The 19,348-nt window shown below is 73.3% G+C and carries 20 protein-coding genes; 9 read left to right on the forward strand and 11 right to left on the reverse strand.

Annotation, left to right across the window (positions count from 1 at the left end):
• Positions 1-39: 39 nt before the first annotated feature.
• Positions 40-450, reverse strand: coding sequence for a VOC family protein (locus tag ABZ234_RS27615; RefSeq protein ID WP_267945432.1), 411 nt, complete (start codon positions 448-450; stop codon positions 40-42).
• Between the two features lie 10 nt (positions 451-460).
• Complete coding sequence (locus tag ABZ234_RS27620; RefSeq protein WP_267945431.1) at positions 461-904, reverse strand: helix-turn-helix transcriptional regulator; 444 nt, start codon at positions 902-904, stop codon at positions 461-463.
• 210 nt (positions 905-1,114) lie between these two features.
• Here ABZ234_RS27620 and ABZ234_RS27625 point away from each other — a divergent pair, with 210 nt between their 5' ends.
• From ABZ234_RS27625 to ABZ234_RS27645, 5 genes are all read left to right on the forward strand, one after another.
• Positions 1,115-1,576, forward strand: a complete 462-nt coding sequence (locus ABZ234_RS27625; protein ID WP_344181876.1) for a DUF1801 domain-containing protein — start codon at positions 1,115-1,117, stop codon at positions 1,574-1,576.
• Positions 1,577-1,898: 322 nt separating this feature from the next.
• Entirely contained in the window at positions 1,899-2,954 is a 1,056-nt protein-coding gene (locus tag ABZ234_RS27630; protein ID WP_355013969.1) for an ABC transporter substrate-binding protein, read from the forward strand.
• 6 nt (positions 2,955-2,960) lie between these two features.
• Positions 2,961-3,731 carry an ABC transporter ATP-binding protein gene (locus tag ABZ234_RS27635; protein WP_267945428.1) on the forward strand — a complete coding sequence of 257 codons (771 nt, stop codon included), beginning with the start codon at positions 2,961-2,963 and terminating at the stop codon, positions 3,729-3,731.
• A complete protein-coding gene (locus ABZ234_RS27640) occupies positions 3,724-4,605 on the forward strand; it encodes an ABC transporter permease subunit (RefSeq protein WP_355013970.1) in 882 nt (293 codons plus the stop codon). The genes ABZ234_RS27635 and ABZ234_RS27640 overlap by 8 nt, the downstream gene beginning before the upstream one ends.
• A gap of 254 nt (positions 4,606-4,859) precedes the next feature.
• Entirely contained in the window at positions 4,860-5,231 is a 372-nt protein-coding gene (locus ABZ234_RS27645; RefSeq protein ID WP_355013971.1) for a hypothetical protein, read from the forward strand.
• 103 nt (positions 5,232-5,334) lie between these two features.
• On the opposite strand, the gene ABZ234_RS27650 is transcribed toward ABZ234_RS27645, so the two are convergent.
• Both ABZ234_RS27650 and ABZ234_RS27655 read right to left on the reverse strand, forming a co-directional pair.
• Complete coding sequence (locus tag ABZ234_RS27650; protein ID WP_355013972.1) at positions 5,335-6,141, reverse strand: sulfite exporter TauE/SafE family protein; 807 nt, start codon at positions 6,139-6,141, stop codon at positions 5,335-5,337.
• A 138-nt stretch (positions 6,142-6,279) separates the two neighbouring features.
• Positions 6,280-6,669 (reverse strand): helix-turn-helix domain-containing protein, encoded by a 390-nt coding sequence (locus ABZ234_RS27655; RefSeq protein ID WP_344181885.1) that lies wholly within the window; start codon positions 6,667-6,669, stop codon positions 6,280-6,282.
• 83 nt (positions 6,670-6,752) lie between these two features.
• On the opposite strand from ABZ234_RS27655, the gene ABZ234_RS27660 reads away from it, so the two are divergent.
• A complete protein-coding gene (locus ABZ234_RS27660; protein ID WP_355013973.1) occupies positions 6,753-7,703 on the forward strand; it encodes an NADP-dependent oxidoreductase in 951 nt (316 codons plus the stop codon).
• 213 nt (positions 7,704-7,916) lie between these two features.
• Here ABZ234_RS27660 and ABZ234_RS27665 read toward each other — a convergent pair whose 3' ends face one another.
• The 3 genes from ABZ234_RS27665 to ABZ234_RS27675 all read right to left on the reverse strand — a co-directional run bounded on the left by ABZ234_RS27665 (position 7,917) and on the right by ABZ234_RS27675 (position 11,446).
• Positions 7,917-8,513 (reverse strand): DNA starvation/stationary phase protection protein, encoded by a 597-nt coding sequence (locus ABZ234_RS27665; protein WP_267945422.1) that lies wholly within the window; start codon positions 8,511-8,513, stop codon positions 7,917-7,919.
• A 193-nt stretch (positions 8,514-8,706) separates the two neighbouring features.
• Complete coding sequence (locus tag ABZ234_RS27670) at positions 8,707-9,912, reverse strand: cytochrome P450 (protein ID WP_355013974.1); 1,206 nt, start codon at positions 9,910-9,912, stop codon at positions 8,707-8,709.
• A 352-nt stretch (positions 9,913-10,264) separates the two neighbouring features.
• Positions 10,265-11,446 (reverse strand): helix-turn-helix domain-containing protein, encoded by a 1,182-nt coding sequence (locus ABZ234_RS27675; RefSeq protein ID WP_355013975.1) that lies wholly within the window; start codon positions 11,444-11,446, stop codon positions 10,265-10,267.
• Between the two features lie 240 nt (positions 11,447-11,686).
• Here ABZ234_RS27675 and ABZ234_RS27680 point away from each other — a divergent pair, with 240 nt between their 5' ends.
• A complete protein-coding gene (locus tag ABZ234_RS27680; RefSeq protein ID WP_344185132.1) occupies positions 11,687-12,514 on the forward strand; it encodes an aldo/keto reductase in 828 nt (275 codons plus the stop codon).
• A 74-nt stretch (positions 12,515-12,588) separates the two neighbouring features.
• Here the strand turns inward: ABZ234_RS27680 and ABZ234_RS27685 are convergent, their stop codons facing one another.
• Complete coding sequence (locus tag ABZ234_RS27685) at positions 12,589-12,750, reverse strand: hypothetical protein (RefSeq protein ID WP_267945414.1); 162 nt, start codon at positions 12,748-12,750, stop codon at positions 12,589-12,591.
• Positions 12,751-12,842: 92 nt separating this feature from the next.
• Between ABZ234_RS27685 and ABZ234_RS27690 the strand changes: the two genes are divergently transcribed.
• Positions 12,843-13,379: a RidA family protein gene (locus tag ABZ234_RS27690; RefSeq protein WP_267945413.1), complete on the forward strand. Its 537-nt coding sequence runs from the start codon at positions 12,843-12,845 to the stop codon at positions 13,377-13,379.
• An 84-nt stretch (positions 13,380-13,463) separates the two neighbouring features.
• Here ABZ234_RS27690 and ABZ234_RS27695 read toward each other — a convergent pair whose 3' ends face one another.
• Complete coding sequence (locus tag ABZ234_RS27695) at positions 13,464-14,348, reverse strand: sulfotransferase (RefSeq protein ID WP_267945412.1); 885 nt, start codon at positions 14,346-14,348, stop codon at positions 13,464-13,466.
• 160 nt (positions 14,349-14,508) lie between these two features.
• On the opposite strand from ABZ234_RS27695, the gene ABZ234_RS27700 reads away from it, so the two are divergent.
• Positions 14,509-15,318 carry a Sir2 family NAD-dependent protein deacetylase gene (locus tag ABZ234_RS27700; RefSeq protein ID WP_344185135.1) on the forward strand — a complete coding sequence of 270 codons (810 nt, stop codon included), beginning with the start codon at positions 14,509-14,511 and terminating at the stop codon, positions 15,316-15,318.
• Here the strand turns inward: ABZ234_RS27700 and ABZ234_RS27705 are convergent.
• Entirely contained in the window at positions 15,315-18,563 is a 3,249-nt protein-coding gene (locus ABZ234_RS27705) for a hypothetical protein (protein WP_355013976.1), read from the reverse strand. The genes ABZ234_RS27700 and ABZ234_RS27705 overlap by 4 nt on opposite strands.
• Before the next feature lie 106 nt (positions 18,564-18,669).
• Positions 18,670-19,341: a uracil-DNA glycosylase gene (locus tag ABZ234_RS27710; protein WP_330158314.1), complete on the reverse strand. Its 672-nt coding sequence runs from the start codon at positions 19,339-19,341 to the stop codon at positions 18,670-18,672.
• Between the last annotated feature and the right edge of the window lie 7 nt (positions 19,342-19,348).

Genomic DNA, 19,348 nt, shown 5'->3' on the forward strand with positions numbered 1-19,348 from the left:
GAGGGGCCGCGGGCCCACCGCGCGGTGGGCCCGTCCGGCTCAGAGGAGCTGGTGGACGCGGACGAGGTTGCCCGCGGGATCGCGGAAGGCGCAGTCGCGGACCCCGTAGTCCTGGTCGGCGGGTTCCTGGACGACGTCGGCGCCCGAGGCCCGGACGCGGGCGAAGAACCCTTCGAGGTCGTCCGTGGCGAGCGTGACGGAGGTGTAGACACCCTTGGCGATGAGTTCCAGGACGGTGCGGCGCTCGTCCTCGGAGATGCCCGGATCGGTGGCGGGCGGGTGCAGCACGAGGGAGGTGCCGGGCTGCCCGGCCGGTCCGACGGTGATCCAGCGCATGTCCTCGTAGCCCACGTCGTTGCGGACCTCGAAGCCCAGCGCGTCGCGGTAGAAGCCCAGAGCGGCCTCGGGGTCGGTCTGCGGAAGGAAGGCCTGGTGGATGGTGACGTTCATGGGCGCCACGCTACGCAGGACCACCGGGGCGGGCTTCTCGATTCCTGACCGGCCTGTTCACGCGCTTGGCCAGGCAGGGCGGGATCCCCGCCCCGTCCCGGGAGCGGTCGCGGCGGTAGACGCTCGGCGGCACGCCCACCAGTTCGGTGAACCTCGTGCTGAACGTGCCCAGGGAGGAGAAGCCCACCGCGAAGCAGACCTCGGTGACGCCGAGGTCCCCGCGCCGCAGCAGCGTCATCGCCCGTTCGATCCGCCGGGTCATCAGGTACGAGTACGGGGACTCGCCGTAGACGCGGCGGAACTCCCGGCTCAGGTGCCCGGCCGACATGTACGCCCCGCGTGCCAGCGCCTCGACGTTCAGCGGCTCGGCGAACTCGCGGTCGATCCGGTCGCGGACGCGGCGCATCGCGGCGATGTCGCGCAGGCGTTGCGCCTGCGCGCCTCCAGGTTCCATGTCTCCATCGTTCCACGCCGCGCCGACGTTCGGGCGGGTTCGGCCCGCGACCGACCGGTGCCGGGACAGCGGGACCGGGGGTTCCGGCCTCAGCGCGGTACGTGTCGGGAGCGGGGCGGGCGCGGGCCGGGAATCGAGAAGCGGCGGGGTTGCGGGCACGATTGGCGTCGGAGGCGCCTCACACCGATTCCGACCAGGGGAGTGGCAGCGATGAGCGCGAACACGGGCACGACGGGCGGCGGGGCCGCGGAGGGCTTCTCGGAGGAGGAGCGCGCGGCCATGAAGGCGCGGGCCGCCGAACTCAGGAAGGAGGCGGAGCGCGGGCGGGGCGCCAAGGCCGCGGCCGGGGAGCTCGACGTCCTGGCGAAGATCGCGGAGATGGATCCCGCGGACCGCGCGGTGGCCGAGCGCGTCCACGCCATCGTCACCGCCAACGCCCCGGAGCTGACACCGAAGCTCTGGTACGGGCAGCCGGCCTACGCCAGGAAGGGGAAGGTCGTGTGCTTCTTCCGGAGCGGGCAGGCCGACAAGGAGCGCTACTCGACCTTCGGTTTCACCCCCGAGGCGAACCTCGACGACGGCGGCCTGTGGCCCACGTCCTTCGCCGTCACCGGTCTCGGCGGGGCGGCCCGGGAGGAGCTCGCCGCCCTCGTCCGCAGGGCCGTGGGCTGACCCGCCGCCCCGCCCGCCCGGCGGGCCGCCGGGCCGCCGACACACCCGGGCGAGGCGTGGTGATCTGGATCACATTATGCGGAGTGCTGCCGACCGTGCTGGCGTGGCGCGGGGGTGCGGCGGGTGCCCGGTGGCGCGCATCGCGACCGGCGCGCCGTTCTGACCTGGGTCTTCTCGGTGGGTGGGATCATCCCTGGGGTGCGGTTCGGGGTGTTTGGGCTGGTCATTCGGGAAGCGGGGGGCGATTCGCCTGCTTCCACAAAACCTACTTATTAAGTAGAGTTTTGCTCGTCCTCCGACGCAGCACGAAAAGGACCACTCCATGCGTGTGCCCTCCCTCCCCCTGAGAACCGCCCTGGCGGCCCTGGCCGTCGGCCTGGCCGCCACCGGGTGCGGGGCGGCCGGCGCCGAGGAGGCCGACGGGTCCTCGCTGACCCTCGGCTACTTCCCGAACATCACCCACGCCCCGGCCCTCGTGGGCGTCCAGGACGGGATCATCCCCGGCGCCCTCGGCGAGGGCGTCGCCTTCGACACCCGCATCTTCAACAGCGGCCCCGACGCCGTCAACGCCCTGTTCTCCGGCGAGGTCGACGCCGCCTACCTCGGCCCCAGCCCCGCCGTCAACGGGTGGGCGCAGTCCGAGGGCCAGGCGCTGCACGTCGTCGCCGGGGCCGCCACCAGGGGGACCGGGCTCGTCGTGCGCGAGGGCATCGACTCCCTGGACGACCTGCGCGGCACCACCCTGGCCACCCCGCAGCTGGGCGGCACCCAGGACGTGGCGCTGCGCTGGCTCGCCGAGGAGCAGGGCTGGGGCGTCGACACCGCCGGGGGCGGAGACCTGTCGATCGTGCCCCAGGCCAACGCCGAGACCGTGGACGCCTTCGCCCTCGGCGAGATCGACGGCGCCTGGCTGCCCGAGCCCCACCTGAGCCGGGTGCTCGCCGAGGACGACGCGCACCTGCTCATCGACGAGGCCGACCTGTGGCCGCAGACCGACGGCCGGTTCGTCACCACCCACCTCGCGGTCGGCGCCGAGTTCCTCGACCGCAACCCCGAGGTGGTCGAGGACCTGCTGCGCGGCCACATCGCCTCCGTCGACCTGCTCAACGAGGAGCCCGAACGGGCGCGGGCGGCGGCCGGGGACCATCTGGAGTCGCTCACCGGCGCGCGGCTCGACCCCGGCATCACCGCGTCGGCCTTCGACAACGTGGCCTTCACCGTCGACCCCGTCGCCCCCTCGCTGCTCGCCGGCGCCGACAGAGCCGAGGCCGTCGGGCTGCTCGAACCCGTCGACCTGAACGGAATCTACGCCCTCGACCTGCTCAACGGTCTCCTCGCCGAGGACGGCCGCGAGCGGGTCGCCGGGTTGGAAGGGTAGAGGCCCATGACCACCGTCACAGAGACGCCCGCGCGCACCGCCGCCGTGGAGATCCAGGACATCTCCAAGGTCTTCGGACACGGCAAGGGCGCCGTGACCGCGATCGACGGGATGTCCGTCACCGTCGGCACCGGGGAGTTCCTCGCCATCGTGGGCGCGTCCGGCTGCGGGAAGAGCACCCTGCTCTCCCTCGTCGCCGGACTCGAACAGCCCACGACGGGCAGCGTGGACGCGGGCGGCCACAAGGTCGCGATGATGTTCCAGGAGGCCGCGCTGTTCCCGTGGCTGACCGTGGGCGCCAACATCGAGGTGCCCATGAAGGTCAACAAGGTGCCCCGGGCCGAGCGCAGGAAGCGCGTCGCCGAACTCCTGGACCTGGTGCGGCTCACCGGCTTCGACCGCAAGCGCCCCCACGAGCTGTCCGGCGGCATGCGCCAGCGCGTCGCCCTGGCCCGCGCGCTGGCCCAGGACGCGGACGTGCTGCTCATGGACGAGCCGTTCGGCGCGCTGGACGCCATGACCCGCGACATCCTCCACGACGAGCTGGAGCGGATCTGGCGCGAGAAGGAGCTGACCATCCTCTTCGTCACCCACAACGTGCGCGAGGCGGTGCGCCTGGGCGACCGGGTCGTGCTGCTGTCCAGCCGCCCCGGTCGGGTGATCGACGCCTTCCCGGTCGAGGGCGAGCGCCCCCGCCGGATCGACTCGGTGCAGATCGCCGAGCAGGCCGCCACCATCACCGACCGACTCCGCGAGGAGGTCTCGCGCCATGCCTGACACCGATGTGCGGGACGACCGGAGCCGTGTCCGCGGACTCGACGCCCTCGAACTCCAGCCCCGGCGCGGTACGGGGGAGCGCAGTGCCGCCGAGACCGCCGGGAGGATCTGGGCCGCGACCTGGCCCAAGCTGGCCGCGGTGGCCCTGGTGCTGCTCGCCTGGCAGGCGGTCGTGTGGTCCGGGTGGCGGACCGAGTTCGTCTTCCCCGGACCGGACAGGGTGCTGCCGACCCTCTTCCGGGAGATCACCACACCCGAGTTCTGGGAGGCCGTCCAGGTCACCATGCGGCGGGCCCTGACCGGCTTCGCCCTGGCCCTGGTCGTGGGCGTGATCATCGGCATCGCGGTCTCGCAGTTCAAGCCGCTGCGGGTGGCGATCGGCTCGCTGATCACCGGGCTCCAGACGATGCCCTCCATCGTGTGGTTCCCGTTCGCGATGCTGCTGTACGGCATCAGCGAGTCGGCGATCATGTTCGTGATCGTGCTGGGCGCGGCCCCCTCCATCGCGGGCGGGCTGACCTCGGGCATCGACTACGTCTCCCCGTCGCTGCTGCGGGCCGGGCAGGTGATGGGCCTGCGGGGGGTGCAGCGGTACACGGTGCTGATCATCCCGGCGGCCCTGCCGATGTTCGTCACCGGCCTCAAGCAGGGCTGGGCCTTCGCCTGGCGCTCGCTGATGGCGGGCGAGCTGCTGGTGATCATCAACCAGCAGAACTCCATCGGGTGGGCGCTCAGCCAGGCGCGCCAGCTCAACGACGCCGAGCGGCTGCTCAGCTACATCATCATCGTGCTCGTCGTCGGCATCGTCATCGACGTGTTCTTCAACTGGGCCGACCGGGCCCTGCGCCGCCGCTGGGGCATCACCGGCTCCTGACCGGTACGGGCCCGCGGGAAGGGACGGGGAGGACGTGCGCGGGGGCGCGCGTCCTCCCCGTTCTCGGTGTACAGGGCTGGGCCGGGGTGTTAACCCAAGCAAAACCAACAAAAACAACAAGAAGCCAACAAAAAAGCCACACAAACCTGGTTTTTGACGGCTGGTGTGTGGTTGACTGCGTTGCGCCACTACCCCCGGCACGTCCCGGTCCCCGCTCGGCCGGCCCGTACCCCCTATGGTTTTTGGAGACGCACATGTCCATCTTCCGCAGAGGCAAGGCCCTGACCTCGTCGGTGCTCGCCGGCCTGCTCCTCACCTTCGGCCTCGCGCTCGCCGCCGCCTCCCCGGCCTCCGCCGCGGGCACCTTCCGGCTCTGCAACGTCGGCTCCGGCTACTCCGCCCAGGCGACCTTCCCGGACCGCGGCGGCTTCTCCACCTACGTCGTCAACTCCGGCCAGTGCACCAGTGTGAGCACCAACGGCAACGAGGGCTACTACGTGACCATCAGGAACAGCGGCGGGCGCTTGAAGTCGACCGGGGGCTACCACATCCCGAGCGGCAGGAGCGTGGACTTCTCCACCGGCGGGACCTTCGCCGCTCCGCAGTTCCACGCGCAGGTCTACTAGAGGACCGCTCGTACCGGGGCCGGGCCGCGATGCGCGGCCCGGCCCCGTCGTCGTCGGGCGGAAGGGCCACCGCGACGGGTCCCTGTCCCGGCCCCCGGCGGCCTCAGGGCAGCAGGCCGGCCAGGTAGACCACGCCGGTGGCCGTGACGAGCGCGCCGAGCAGGAGGCGCAGCGGCTGCTCTCCCAGGCGGCGGGAGAACCCGATCCCGACCAGGGAGCCGAGCGCGCCGCCGAGCCCCAGCGCCAGGCCCACGCCCCAGTCGGGGGCGGCCGGGGCCGCGCCGAAACCGATCCGGTCGAACACCGCGTAGGCGGTCAGGCCCACCACGGACGTGGCCAGGGTGGTGGTCAGGGCCACCACGGCGGCCCGCGAGGTCAGCCACCCGGCCGCGCCGATGAGCAGCGGCGACAGCAGGGAGCCGCCGCCGATGCCCACCGCCGCGCCGAACAGCGCCGCGCCGCCCGCCGCGAGCGCGAGCAGGGCGCGGCCCCCGCGTGCGGGCCGCGCGCCCCCGGCCCCCGTCGGCGGGGGAGCGGAGGCCCGTGCCCGGCGGACCGCGAGGAGGCGCGTCCCCGTGGCGAGCATGAGCACGGCGAGCAGGCCGCGGAAGAGCGCGGGATCGGACAGCCAGGTGACGCGCACGGCGGCGCCCGCCACCGCGCAGGGCACGGCGGCGGCCGTGGCCACGAGCATCTCCGCGCCGTGGCCGCGCGCCGACCGGGCCAGGCGGCTCAGGCCCAGCGGTGTGGCCACCACGTTGTAGAGCAGGTTGGTGGCACTCACCGCGGGTCCGTGCATCCCCAGGGCGCTGAGCTGCACGGGAAGCAGGAGGACGGCCCCCGAGATCCCCACGGGGGCCGTCACGGCCGCGACGGCGAATCCGGCCATGACGGCGACGAGGATCTCCATGCGGATAACTCTACTAAACAAGTGGGTTTTAGGGGGATTGTGGGTGCTCCACCGCGGATGTCCGGTGGCGGCGGTGTCCCCGGCCCCGGGCCCCGGGTCCCCGCCCCGGCGGTCCCGCTCCCGCGCCGTTTCCGAGCGCTACACGGGTTCCACCGGCCGGGACGCGCGCTCGTCGTAGGCCGCGCGCGCCGAGGCGATCTCGTCCATGTGCTCCTCCGACCACAGGCGGATCGACCCCATCAGCGCCTCCACCTCGGCGCCGAGCGCGGTCAGGCTGTACTCCACGCGCGGCGGGGTCGTCGGGTACACCCGGCGGTCGACCAGCCCCGCCCGCTCCATCTCGCGCAGGGTCTGGGTCAGCATCTTCTGCGTGATGCCGTCCAGGCGGCGGCGCAGCTCGCCGAAGCGAGCAGGGCCCTGGGAGAGCACCCCCACCACCAGGCACAGCCACTTGTTGGACAGCAGGGAGAGGACGTTGCGGGACGCACAGTTCCGCAGGTAGACATCGGCGCCGCCGAGTTCTCGCAAGTCAGGAGTGGTATACACCAGGTACCTACAGATGGGGAAAGTGCCTTCTATACAAGGGGTACCTTAGCCGGGAAGCTGGGCGCATGACAGAGCACATGCGCACCGTCCAGCAGAAGTCCGTCGGCGGCCCCGAGGTCCTGGAGATCGTCGAGGCCCCCGTGCCCGTGCCCGCGCCCACCCACATCCGGGTGCGGGTGCACGCGGCCGGCGTCAACCCGACCGACTGGAAGATGCGGACCACCGGCTACTGGTACACGCCCCCCTTCGGCCAGGGCTGGGACGTCTCCGGGGTCGTCACCGCCGTCTCCCCGGGGGTCACCCGCTTCGCCGTCGGCGACGAGGTCTACGGGATGCCGAACTTCCCCGACACCCCCGGCGCCTACGCCGACCAGGTCACCGGCCCCGCGCGGCACTTCGCCCCCAAGCCCGCGGGACTCGACCACGTCCACGCCGCCGCCCTCCCGCTCGCCGCGCTCACCGCCTGGCAGGCCCTGGTGGACACCGCGGACGTCGGAGCAGGACAGCGCGTCCTCGTCCACGCCGCGGCGGGGGGCGTGGGCCACCTGGCCGTCCAGATCGCGAGGGCCCGGGGAGCCCACGTGATCGGTACCGCCAGCGCCGCCAAGCACGAGCTCCTCCTGGGCCTGGGGGCGAACGAGGTGGTCGACTACGCGGCCGAGGACTTCGCCGAGGCCGTCGGCGACGTGGACGTGGTGCTCGACGCCATCGGCGGCGACTACCTGGAGCGGTCGCTGCGCACCCTGCGGCCAGGCGGGCTGTACATCGGCCTGGCCAACCCCTTCGACACCGAGGGGGTCGCCCGGGCCGCGGAGAAGGCGGGCGCGGGCGTCCGCGGCGTGACCCTGATGGTCGAACCCGACCACAAGGGCCTGGAGGCGGTCACCGCGCTCGTGGAGGAGGGGCGGTTGAAGCCGCTGGTCGCCGCGACCTTCCCCCTGGAGGAGGCCGCCGAGGCGCACGAGCTGGGGGAGACGGGCCGCACCACCGGAAAGATCGTGCTGACCCTCACCTGACCCGGCCGCGGGGCGACGCCGGACGCGGGCACGCGGAGAGGGGCCGGGCCCGGCCCCTCCCGGTCGCGGCCGGTTCCCGCTCCGGGGACCTGCGGGGTCCCGAGCGGACCGGGGCACGAATCCCCGGCGCCCGGGGCGGGCCCGCCGTACGCGAACCGGCTGCGGGCGCCCGCGGGCCCCGCACGCCGTCCGGCGGTGCGGGGCCCGGACGCCTCAGGCGTGGACGAGCGGGGTGTCCACCAGGTGCTCGGCCACGAACCAGGCCTGCAGCTCGTTGACGCGGATCACCTCCGAGACCAGCAGGTCGTTCGTCCCGTCGTCGCCCATCTCCTGGGTGCGCGCGGCGGCGTCGTGGCAGTCCTCCAGGATGGTCTCGTGCGCCTCCAGGAGGCGGGAGAGCATCGCGGGCACCTCCTCGACGCCGTTCGGCGGACGCGGGACGTTGGTGATCTCGGCGACGTGCCGAGGGTCCCCGACCGCCACGCCGCCCAGGGTCTGGACGCGCTCGGCGATGGTGTCGATCAGCTCGGTCTGCTCGTCGGCGTGCTTGTCCATCAGCAGGTGGAGCTGGTAGAACGTCTGCCCGCGCATCAGCCAGTGGTGCTTCTTGTACAGGTCGTGCAGGATGCGGGTGTCGCACAGCACCTGGTTCAGCCGCTGGCACGAGTACATCCGCGCGTCGTAGGAGAGGCCGACCGGAAGCTGGCGAACCGTGCCGAACTCCTGGATCTCCTTGCCCTTCTGGTGCAGCCACGGCTGGCTGCTCCTGGGCTTGGGCGTCGTTCCGGCCTTGCGGTCTGCGGTCGTCACTCTGGTCCCCCTCCAGTCGGTGTGACTCGTCTCGCGACTGGAGCGCACACGGTGGTGCGCTCCGTGTGTCAGTCTCGGTTACCCACCGGTGCCGGGCGGCTAACGTCCAGCCAACCGGGAGTAAGTTTTCTGTGCTTTCGCCGCTTCCGGTACGGGCCCGGAGGGGGCCGCCCGCGACGGGCCCCGCCCGCCGCTACCTCCCCGTACGCACGGGCAGGGCGAACAGGCCGTGCATGATCATGCTCGGCCACCACCGCAGCTCGGACTCGTCCACCGCGAGGCGGAGCCCGGGGAACCGGTCGAGCAGGGCGCCGACCGCCACACGGGCCTCCATCCGTGCCAGCTGCGCCCCGACGCAGAAGTGCGCCCCGTGCCCGAACGCCAGGTGCGCGTCCCCGCGCCCGGGCCGGAACCCGTCGGCGTCGTCGTAGCGCCCGGGGTCCCGGCCCGCGGACAGCAGGGAGACCAGGACCGGTTCGCCCGCCTCCAGCGCGACCCCGCCCACGGTGGTCGGCTTCCGGGGGAACCGCCAGGTCGCGTTCTGCAGGGGGCTCTCCAGGCGCAGCGTCTCCTCGACGGCCGGGCCGAGGAGCGCCCGGTCCGCGCGCAGGCGCTCCCAGCGCTCCGGGCGGCGCAGCAGGGTGAAGAGCATGTTCCCGATCAGCGCCACCGTGGTCTCGTGCCCGGCGACCAGCAGCAGGAACGCCGTGGACGTCACCTCGTCGCGGCTCAGCTCCCCGGAGCGGTGCGCCTCGACCAGGTCGCCCAGCAGGTCGTCGGAGGGTTCGGACAGGCGGGCTTCCACCAGTTCCCCCAGGTAGCGGTCGAACCAGTCGGTGGTCGCGGCGACGGCCTCCATCTCCTCGTAGGACGAGGAGTCGATGACCGCGGCCCGCCGGTGGAACTCGGGCCGGTCCGCCCCGGGAACGCCGAGGATGTCGCAGATGATGGCGATGGGCAGCGGATAGGCCAGGTCCCGGACCAGGTCCGGCCGGTCGGAGGCCGCGATGCGGTCCACCAGGTCCGCGGTGACGCGTTCAGCACTCTCCTTCAGGGCTCTGACCCGGCGCGGGGTGAACGCCCCTCCCGCGACCCGGCGCAGCCGCGTGTGGTCGGGCGCGTCCACGTTGACCATGCTGCGCACCAGGCTGGGCCGGTGGTCGTAGGGGAGGCCGAGGCCCGCCGCGCGCCAGGCGGCGTCGCCCGCCGCGGGGTCCTTGAGCATGTCGGGGTCGGCGAGGACCCGCCGCGCGTCGGCGTGGCGGGTGACCAGCCAGGCCCACGCCCCGCCGGGCAGGTCCACGCGGTGCACGGGGGAGTGCTCCCGCAGCCAGCGGTAGGCGGGGTGGGGGTCGGCCTCGAACTCGGGACCGTGCAGCTGCGGTGGGGAAACGGACATGGCGTGCCTCTCGTACCGGGGGGTGCTCCGGGTGCTTCCTACCCCCCGCGCACCACGGTCCTACGCCGGAGGACCCCGGCCGGTGGCCGTTTCCGGCCACGCGCCGCGCACGCGCCGCCGGGGCTCCCCGGCCGCTCCGCGCGCACGGCCGGTGCGGGCCGGGGCCTTCGCCGGGCGCGCCCGGGCCGCCCCGGTGCGGACCGGGTGCGCGGCTGCGGCCCGCACCCGGTCCGTGGGAGGCCCCGCCGCCGGGGGCACGGGCACCCGCACCCCGGGCCGGTCCCGCCGCCGGCCGCGACACCGGGCGGCTGCTGCCGCGGGCGCCCGCACCCACGGGCCGGTCCGCCCTGCGTCAGGGCGCGATGGCGCAGGCGGTCTCCAGCACGAAGCGCGGCCAGGGCCGGTGCGGGTCGTGCCCGGTCAGCTCCCGTACCCGGCGCAGCCGGTAGCGCAGGGTCTGGGGGTGGACGTGCAGGACCTCCGCCGCGGTGGTCGCCGCACCCTCCCGGAAATAGGCGCGCAGCGTCTCCAGCAGGTGGGCGCCGCCCGCCGACAGGAGCGGGCCGAGCACGGCGCGGCGGACCGCGGACGGGGTGACCGGGCCGCCGTTCAGGAGGGCCAGCACGCACGCGTCGGAGTCACGCAGCAGCCCCTCGGGGCCGAACGCGTGCGGGGGCGCGGTCTCCAGCGCGTCGTCGGCCAACCGGTAGGCGGCGGACATGTCGGCGAGGGCGCGCGGCGCCAGGACGCACCCCCGCCAGGGGTGCGCGCCGAGCACGGCGGCCACCCTGCCGGCGTCGGCGGGGGAGGCCAGCAGCACCACCCGGCCCGCGCGCGTGGTGAGCAGCGGGTCCGCGCCGACCGGTTCGACCAGGCCGAGCAGCGCCATCCCCGCCGACACGGCGTCCCCCCGCGGGGCGCCGACGGGGGGAGATCCCTCCGGTTGCGCCACCACCAGGACCGCGGGGTCGGGCGGGGCGATGCCCAGGGTCCTCGCCCGGTCGCGGATCGCCCCCTGCGAGGCCTGCCGTCCGATGAGGAGGTCGTCCAGGAACGCCCGCCGGGCCCTCTCCAGGTCGGCGTCCAGCCGGTGGGCGGTCTCGGCGTGGCCCTCCGCCAGGCTCTCCGAGATCTGGTCGATCGAGGTCAGCCAGAGTTCGCCCAGAGCGAACACGTCCGCCGCGTCGAGCCCGTCGGCCCCGTGCTCGGAGACGGCGCGCACCGCCGCCACCGATCCGACCCGGTGCGCCCGGACGACGGCACCGATCGAACGCCCGTCCGCGGCCCGGGAGCGCCCGATGCCCCGCAGCCGCTCCAGGTCGTCCGGGGGCAGCCGGGTCTCCCCGGCCACCCACAGCTCCATCGACCGGGACACCAGCCACCCGGTGATCGCGCGCACCTCCTCCAGCTGCGACCCGTGCAGCGCGCGGTAGGCCGGGACCTCGGCGTACACCTCGGCGACGATCCGCTCCACCAGCCCCGCGCGCTCCCGCGCCAGTCCGGCGCTGACACGGGCGCGCTGTTCGTGCCCCACCGGCCCACCTCCCGTCCCGGGCCGGCAGCCTACCGGGGGGCCGAGCGCGGCGACACGCCGGGCGCGGCGGTCCGGGCCGGAGCCGCCTTCGGCCCTGGGCAACGGTAAAAAGCCCGCACACGAGCGGCGCAGCTTCGGTCCGCCACCCGTGTTGACATGGCAGTATGCGACTGCGGCACGGGGAATGCCGTGCACTGTACGACAGCAGGGCCGTTCAGGGCCGACGGGGGATGAAAAAAGATGACGGTTCCGGGCATCACACTGGCCAATGGTGTGCGCATTCCACAGCTGGGCTACGGGGTGTGGCAGGTGCCCGACGACGAGGTGGAGCAGGCGGTCTCCACCGCGCTGGAGGCGGGCTACCGCAGCATCGACACCGCGGCCGCCTACGGCAACGAACGCGGGGTCGGCGAGGCCCTGCGCAGATCGGGACTGGACCGCGACGACCTCTTCGTGACCACCAAGCTCGCCAACCCGGACCAGGGCTACGACACCACGCTGCGGGCCTTCGACGCCAGCGCCGACCGCCTGGGCATGGAGACCGTCGACCTGTACCTGGTCCACTGGCCGCTGCCCCGGCGCAACCTCTACGTGCCGACCTGGAAGGCGCTGGAACGCCTCTACGCCGAGGGGCGGGTGCGCGCCATCGGGGTGTGCAACTTCCAGGTGCCGCACCTGGAGAGGGTCATGGAGGAGGGCGGGATCACGCCCATGGTCAACCAGGTCGAGCTGCACCCGCTGCTCACCCAGAAGGCCGTGCGCGACTTCGACGCCGAGCACAACATCGCCACCGAGGCGTGGAGCCCCCTGGGACACGGAAAGCTCCTCGACCACCCCGGTGTCACCGAGGTCGCCGAGGAGCACGAGCGCACCCCGGCCCAGGTGCTCCTGCGCTGGCACGTCCAGCTGGGCAACGTGGTCATCCCGAAGTCGGTGACCCCCGAGCGCATCCGCTCCAACTTCGAGATCTTCGACTTCGAGCTCTCCGAGGAGGAGATGGACCGGATCAGCGGGCTCGACTCCGACACGAGGTTCGGCCCCGACCCCGACGAGTTCGACGGCGACTAGGCGCCGGCCCCGGCCGACGACGGCCTCCGACCGGCAGCGGCCGGAAGCCGGGGTCCGGGCCGGACGGGCGCGGACTAGCCGCGCAGCTCCCGGTGCCTGCGGGCGCCGGCCAGGACGGACTCGGTGCCGTTGCGGCGGACACGGCCGACGTAGACGGCGCCTCCGATGAAGATGGCGGCGAACAGCGCCAGCACGGCGACGAGGGCCAGGGCGGACAGCAGCAGTGAGATCGACATGCGCTCATCGTAGCCGCACGTCCTCGGAACACCCTCCGGGGGACCGTTCCGGGACGGGCGACGGGAGCCGCACCAACCCGGAGGGCACGCCGATGGACCGGACACCGCACGAGATCGTCAACCCGCTCTCCCTCGCCGATCCGGTGGGGTACTCCCACGCGCTCGTGGTCAGACCCGGGCGCCTCGTCCGCGTCGGCGGACAGACCTCGCGGCGCCCCGACGGCAAGGTGGTCGGGGACTCCGTGGCGCAGCAGTTCGACCAGGCGCTCGCCAACCTGGTGGAGGCGCTGCGGGCCGCCGGCGCCGAACCCGCCCACGTGGTGGACATGTGCGTGTACACCACGTCGATGCACTCCTACCGGGTCAACAGCGGCACCATCGGGTCCGTCTACCGGCGGCACATGGGCCGCTACTACCCGCCGATGACGGCGGTGGGCGTGACCGACCTGATGGACCCCGACGCCCTCGTGGCGCTGACGTGCACCGCCGTGATCCCCGAGGACGCCGCGGACGACCTCCTCCACAGGGCCGAGGCGCGGGAGCTGGTCGAGGAGGCCGAGGAGACGCTGGCGGCCGACCCCCTCGCGGCGCGCGACCCGGGCGTCCGGCCCGGGCGCACCCGCCCGTAGCCCCGGGGCGCCGGGGCCTGTCCGGGCCCGGCGCCCTGCCGCGCCCCGGTGGCCGGGGTCAGGTCCCGTGGGCGGGTGCGGCGTTCACATGTAGCCGAGCCGGGACAGCTCCACGCCCGCCACCTCGTGCACGTCCGTGTGCTGGGTCCGGGACAGGCGCTCGCGCCACGAACCCACGCCCCACGCCTGCTCGGTCAGCAGCTCCGACGCCGACACCCGGGCCCCGCAGAACTCCCGCAGCCGCTCCGCCGTCTCGACCTCGCCGCCGTGCACGTCCTCGTAGCGCAGGGTCAGCAGCCGGTCGGCCCCGATCTCCCGGCGCAGCAGGGCCGACATGCGCACCGCGCCCCGCCAGCGCATCGCGCACTTGGCGGCGGTGGAGCCCTCCGTGAACGCGTCCAGGTCCGACTGGTCCTCCAGCCCGAAGAAGTGGTTCGGGAACTCGTGGTCCAGTTTCATGAAGCTCGGCTTCAACCAGGCCAGGGAGCGCTCGTCGTCCATCATGTCCGCGATGACGTCGCGGCCGTCCCGGATGATCTGGACGAACAGCGCGTCCGGGAACGCCGCGTGCAGGGCGCTCGCGGCGAACAGCAGGTCGGGGCTCGCGTCGCCGTAGCGGAGGGCGTCGGCGCTGTGCTCGCACGGTTCCGCGGAGGCGTTCGCGGGCACGCGGGCCCACGGACCGGGGCACTTGGGACAGGTCAGCGGGGTGAGCTGCCAGGCCTCGGCGTAGGCCTCGCGCAGGAGGCTCGCCGTTCCCGCGACCTTCTCCCGTGCCAGCGAGGGGCGTCTGGCCACGGCGTAGACGGCGTTGAGCACGCCCGGGGACCCCGCCCCCAGGTGGAACCCGGGTGCGCGGGCCAGGGCGCGGGAGACCTCGGAGATCCCGGAGTGGGGGGCGCCCAGGACGAACACCGGGCGTTGGACCTTGGTCCCGTTGACCACGAGGATGTAGGACGGCTGCTTCATTTGTGTCGATTTTTGCACCCTTTGCCCCTCTCGTGTGCATCGGCCGCGCGTTTCACGCTCCGCGTCCGCGAGTTCCCGGCGCCGCGGCCCTCCGGAGGGCCGCGGCGGGTCGGGGAGAGCCTCGGGAAGCCCCGGTCCGGTGTCGCTGCAACAATGGGGTATGGCCTCGATGAGCACCCGTTCCGCGCCGTTCGCCGACCCCGAGGAGTTCGAGCGCGCCGCCGACCTCCTCTCCTCCGCAGGGAGCATCACCGTGCTCACCGGCGCCGGCGTCTCCACCGACTCCGGGATCCCCGACTTCCGGGGGCCGAAGGGACTGTGGACGACGAACCCGAGCGCGGAGGCCATGTCGGACATCGACTCCTACATGGGCGACGTGGACGTGCGCCGCGAGGTGTGGTCGCAGCGCCGTGTCCACCCGGTGTGGGAGGCCGAGCCCAACGCCGCGCACCGGGCGTTCGCCGATCTGCGGGCCATGGGCCGGCTGCGGGCGCTCATCACCCAGAACATCGACGGCCTCCACCAGCGCGGCGGGGTGCCCGACGACGCCGTCATCGAGGTGCACGGCACCATGCTGCGCATCATGTGCATGGCGTGCGGGCTGCGCACCCCCACCCCCGTGGTGCTGGAGCGGCTGGACGAGGAGTCCGACCCCCACTGCCTCGCATGCGGCGGCATCCAGAAGGCGGACACCATCTCCTTCGGCCAGCGGCTCGACCCCGACGTCATCGGCGAGGCCACCCGCGCCGCCCAGGAGTGCGACGTGTTCATGGCCGTGGGGACCTCGCTGACCGTCCACCCCGTGGCCGGGCTGTGCGACGTGGCCATGATGGCGCGCGCCGCCCTGGTCGTGGTCAACGCGGAGCCCACCCCCTACGACGACTTCGCGGGGGCGGTCCTGCACGACCCCATCGGGGAGGTCGTCCCGGCCCTGGTGCGCCGCGTCCGCGGGACGGCGCCGCGGAACTAGCCGCCGCCACCGCCGCTGCCGTACTGGTTCGCGGCGGACTCCACCCGCCGGAGGGGGAAGGCCGCGTCGACCGGCGGGGGATCGGACGGGGGCGGCTCCGCCCCAGGGTCGGCCGCGCGCAGGAGCCCCAGGACGTGTTCCCTCACCTGGGCGGTGACGATGTCCCCGGGCAGGGAGGCCAGGACCGGCATGACGAGGTCCGCGCCGAGCAGGGGGCCGGGGACGACCTCCCGCAGGTGCGCGAAGTAGCGGCGCAGCAGCTTCGCCAGCTGCTCGGGCAGCACGGTCGGGAAGGGCGCGGTCGAGGCCGCGGCCAGGTCGGCGGCGGCCTGGGTCAGCGTGATGAGTTCGAGGCGGCCCAGACTCGTCTGGGAGAGCAGCCTCCGGTAGCTGTCCAGGCGCTGGTGGGGGTGGAGCTGAGGGGGCTCCATGCGCAGCCGCTGGACCTCGTGCAGCTCGGCCCAGACCCGGTCGTCCTTCGGGTCCTGGTACCAGGTGCCCAGGTCGTCGGAGACGTGGCGCAGGTACGGCACGAGCCCGATCGCGAAACGCGCCGCCGTGCCGTTGACGCGCATCGCCATCGACCGGATCAGGCGGGAGGTGACCGAGTCGTAGGGCACGGTGACGCCGTAGGGGTCCATGACCACCGGGCCGGGGTGCCTCCGCCTGCTCAGCTCGAACCCCATGCACTCCCCGACGTCGACGGGCGAGCCGTCCTCCCGCTCCAGCACGGTGACCACGCCGTCCTCCGACCAGCCGTCCAGGTGGCGGACGCGGATCGCGGACATGATGCTGTACCACTCCGAGCCGGGCAGGAGGCGCCACATCGACGTCGTGCCCCGGAGGAACTGGTCGGGCTCCTCGGCCCCGGGGAACAGCTCCAGGGCGTTCACCGGCTCCTGCCTGACCAGGACCAGCAGGATCATGAGGTTGGCGGTGTAGTTCGCCTCGCGGTGGGACAGCCGGAGCCGGGCCGGCTCGTACTCGGTGTAGGACCGGTTGGAGGCCGGGAAGGGCGCCTCCTGGAACAGCTCCACGAGCAGCCCGGCGTAGTCCTCGCGGGCCTCCGGCTCATCCGCGAACCGCCGCTCCAGCATCTCCGAGAGGAAGTCCACCACCTTGTCGCGTCCGGCGTAACTCGCGAACGACGACAGGGCGAACAGCTCGCCGTCGTCCGTGCGGACGCTCCTGCCCCGGCGGCGCGACGAACGCGCCCGGGCGTCGTCCAGGTCGGCCAGGGCCGCGTCCACGGCCCTGGCCACCAGGTACTCGCCGAAGGTGGCGTGCAGGAACTCGAACACGCTCGCGGATCCGTCGCCCACCCGGGCCCGGGACTCGTGGACGAAGAAGAAGCGCCCCAGCACCTGGTGCGCGGCGTCGATCCGCCCGTGCGGGCCCGGGTCCTCGGGGCGCACCGCCGCGTCGGGCATGAGGACCGCGAGGTCCTGCTCCAGCTCGTCCGCGGTGACGCTCTGCTTGCGCCGGGTGAACATCGCCAGGGCGGCGACCTCCAGGCGGCGCAGCTCGTCCTCGACCGCCGCGGCGAAGTCGCGCGTGCCCAGCCCCGAGCGGTGCTTCTCCACCTCGCGCCGGGCGAACATGGTCAGCAGCCGCTCGTACAGATCGCCCTGCCCGAGTGCGTCGCCCGCCCGGCGCAGGGCGTTGCCCTCGCCGTCGTACACGAGCAGCATCAGCAGGAGGAGGGGCTGCTCGGCCAGCTCCGAGTACGGCGCCAGCACCCCGGGCGTGAGGGGGGCCAGGCCGGAGGAGGCGAAGGCCCGCGCGTTCGCCCCGTTCCACACCTCCAGCATCTGCCCGATCCGCGGCTCGTCGAAGGGCTCCAGCCTGATCACGGTGGTGCCCTCCGGGAAGCGCGCCCGGTCGGCCACCACCGTGCGGCTGGTCACGACGACCACCACCGGCCGGCCCAGGGCCTCCTGCTGGAGCTGGAACTCCTGCACCCGCTCCAGGTAGTCGGAGCGGTCCACCCCGGTCGCCTGGAGGAGTTCGTCGAAGCCGTCCAGGATGATGACGGGGAGCGCGCCGTCCGCGGACTCCGCGAGTTCGCGCCAGGACACCCTGGTGTGGAGGGTGGCGGCCAGCCCCTCCTCGATCTGGACGTGGATGGGGGAGTTGGGCAGGACCGACCGCAGCTCCACCCGGATCGGCAGGAAGTCGGACTCGGGGAGCCTGGCGGAGAGCATCTCCGTGAACTTGGACTTGCCCGCCCCGGGGTGGCCGAGGACGACGGTGGGGAATCCGGTGCTGTCCGTGTGCACGAGGTGGGCGGCGAGGAACCCCTGGAGGTCGTCGAACAGGGTCTGCCGCTGCCACCACTCCTCGGTCGAGGGCGAGGCGCCGCCGTGGATCCGCGCTATCCGGCCGCGCGGCGGGATGTAGGCCTCTTCCAGGGGAGGCAGGACCAGACCCGGAGCGGTCTCGTTCGTCCTCAGGACGGGCTGCCGCAGGACCGCCCGGTAGGAGGCGGCCAGCTCCCGGCGCCGGACGTCCACCCCGCGCCGTGACGCGATCGCCGAGAGCTGCCGGTGCAGCTCCCCGAGGCCGGTGTCCAGGCTCCGGCGCGTGTGCTCGTGCGCCTCGAGCTGCGCCCACATACCGAACTCGGGGATCTCCGAGGCGAGCCTGCGGTAGTTCTCCCGGTAGCGGTCGTGCGCGCGCCGGGGCAGATCCAGCGCCAGCAGCTGGAGGGAGGGGTGGTCCACGGACGTGATCCCGTGCTCCGCGGCAGCGGCCGCCCCCGGGATCCCCCGGACGAAGGCCTCGGCCGCGCCCAGGTAGAGCACGTCCCCCTGATCGGCCCCGCCCGTCTCCTGGAGGTGCGCGGAGGTCAGGGCTCCCGGCAGCGCGGGGTCGGCCGGATCCCCCTGGAGGACCACCGCGAGCTGCCCCTCCGAGGCCGGTCGCAGGTCCTCCAGGGGGAACGGCACCGAGGCCGACTCCCAGGACTCCTCGACCGCCTCCAGGAAGGAGACGGCCAGGAGGATCCGTCGGGCGGCCGCGATCCTCTCGGTCCGCGACATCCGGCTCTCGCCGGCGATCTTGTCCCGGATCCCCTCGACGGCCTGCCGTCCCTTGCCGACCAGGTAGGACCTGGCCCCGAAGAGGTCCGGCACCCCCACCAGGCCGAGCCCGCCGTCGGCCAGCTTCTCCGCGAAGTCCAGGAGGTCCGAGTCGTTCTTGCCGAGGATCTTCAGCGCGTCCGCGTAGGAGAGCCTTTTCGCCATGGCCAGGGGGCCTTTCCGCTTTCAGGGGGTGGAACGCGGTCGGACCCGGCACCGGGGGAGGCGCCGAGTCCGCAGGTCGACAGGGGAAGGGGTGGAGCCGGTGGCGCTAGGGCAGCTGCCAGTCGACCGGCTTGGCGCCCTGCTCCTCCAGCATCGCGTTGGTCTTGCTGAACGGCCGGGAGCCGAAGAAGCCGTTGCGCGCCGACAGCGGGCTGGGGTGCGCGGACTCGACGCACGGCACGCCCGGCATCATCGGGCGCAGGTTGCGGGCGTCGCGTCCCCACAGGATCGCCACCAGCGGCTTGTCGCGCTCGGCCAGTGCCCGGATGGCCTGCTCGGTCACGGCCTCCCACCCCTTGCCGCGGTGCGACCCGGCACTGCCGGGGGCCACCGTCAGCACCCGGTTGAGCAGCAGCACGCCCTGCTCGGTCCACGGGGTGAGGTCGCCGTTGGAGGGCATGGTCGTGCCGACGTCGTCCTGCATCTCCTTGTAGATGTTGCGCAGGCTCGCGGGCAGGCGCACGTCGGGGGCGACGGAGAAGCTCAGCCCCACGGCGTTGCCGGGGGTGGGGTAGGGGTCCTGGCCCACGATGAGCACACGCACGTCGTCGAAGGGCTGCTGGAAGGCGCGCAGGACGTTGTCCCCGGCGGGCAGGTAGGTGCGTCCCTCGGCGACCTCCCTGCGGAGGAAGTCGCCCATCGCGGCGATCTGGGGCGCGACCGGTTCCAGGGCCTTGGCCCACCCGGCTTCCATGATTTCGTTGAGGTCCTTGGCCATGGCCAGA

This window comes from Nocardiopsis sp. NPDC006198, assembly GCF_040613895.1.
Lineage (GTDB): Bacteria > Actinomycetota > Actinomycetes > Streptosporangiales > Streptosporangiaceae > Nocardiopsis > Nocardiopsis tropica.